At 73.3% G+C, this 824-nt stretch carries 2 protein-coding genes; both read left to right on the top strand.

Annotated features, from left to right (window positions below; genetic code table 11):
* Window positions 1-258 (top strand): AIR carboxylase family protein (locus tag G7A99_RS22095; protein ID WP_163144134.1); only part of this gene is annotated, 258 nt, incomplete at its 5' end.
* A partial coding sequence (locus G7A99_RS22090; RefSeq protein WP_163144132.1) for an ATP-grasp domain-containing protein occupies window positions 255-824 on the top strand: 570 nt, incomplete at its 3' end. The genes G7A99_RS22095 and G7A99_RS22090, both read left to right, overlap by 4 nt.

Genomic DNA, 824 nt, shown 5'->3' with positions numbered 1-824 from the left:
GCGGCGCAGACGCTGCTGCCGGTGCTCGGCGTGCCGGTGGAGAGCCGTGCCCTGCAGGGCATGGACTCGCTGCTGTCCATCGTGCAGATGCCCGGCGGCGTGCCCACGGCGACCTTCGCCATCGGGCGCTCCGGGGCACGCAACGCCGCCCTTTTCGCCGTGGCCATGCTCGCCCGGGAGCGCCCGGCGCTGCGTGATGCGCTGGAGGCCTTCCGTGAGCGTCAGGCCCGCAAGGCCGTGGAGGATGAGCTCAAGTGACCGACCCGATCCTGCCCGGGGCCACCCTCGGGGTGCTCGGCAGCGGCCAGCTCGGCCGCATGTTTGCCATCGCCGCACGGCGCATGGGTTACCGTGTGCACACCCTGTCGCCGGCGTCCGGCACGCCCACCGGCCAAGTCGCCGACCGCGAGGTGGTGGCGGCGTATGACGACCTCGACGCCGTCGCCGACTTTGCCCGGCGGGTGGATGCGGTGACCTTCGAGTTCGAGAACGTGCCGGTTGCCGCCGCGGACTGCGCCGCGCAGCACTGTCCCGTGCGCCCCCGCGGCGAGGTCCTGCACATCGCCCAGAACCGTCTGCGCGAGAAGCGTGCCCTGGCCGAGGCGGGGTTCCCCACCGCGGCCTTCGAGCGCGTGACCGGGTCGGAGGAGCTGGTGCAGGCGCTGACGCGCATTGGCACGCCGGCGGTGCTCAAGACCGCCGGTTTCGGCTACGACGGCAAGGGCCAGGCGGTCATCCGCGAGCCCTGCGAGGCGGCCTCCGCCTGGGCCGAGGTCGGTGGCGGCGAGGCCGTGCTGGAGGCGTTCGTCGACTTCGAACGCGAG

It is taken from the genome of Arhodomonas sp. KWT, from assembly GCF_010993615.1.
Note: the sequence above shows the minus strand (reverse complement) of the source record. Positions and strands in the feature narration are given on the sequence as shown.